Raw genomic sequence first — 273 nt, 5'->3', positions numbered from 1 at the left:
TACGTAAATAATCACAACAGAATTTCTTGTTGTTTATTGTTTCAATGTCGTTTTATCCAGTTTTCAAAGAACAAGTGGTTTGTTCCAATGCAAAAATTGCAGGAACAAGAATTGAATTTTCATCGTTAAATGAACATTCAAAACTGAACTGCAAAACGTTAAGATACGAATAAAAATTCGTATTCCGATATTATCCTTAGAAAGGAGGTGATCCAGCCGCACCTTCCGATACGGCTACCTTGTTACGACTTCACCCCAATCATCTGTCCCACC

The 273-nt window shown here is 36.3% G+C and carries 1 rRNA gene; it reads right to left on the bottom strand.

Going from position 1 to position 273, the window contains the following annotated elements:
• Window positions 1–200: 200 nt before the first annotated feature.
• A 16S ribosomal RNA gene (locus tag LDK52_RS19990) occupies window positions 201–273 on the bottom strand; the annotation flags it as partial.

Origin of the sequence: Psychrobacillus antarcticus (genome assembly GCF_029533155.1) — a bacterium.
Classification (GTDB): Bacteria; Bacillota; Bacilli; order Bacillales_A; family Planococcaceae; genus Psychrobacillus; species Psychrobacillus antarcticus.
This window is presented reverse-complemented; position numbering and strand designations above follow the sequence as displayed.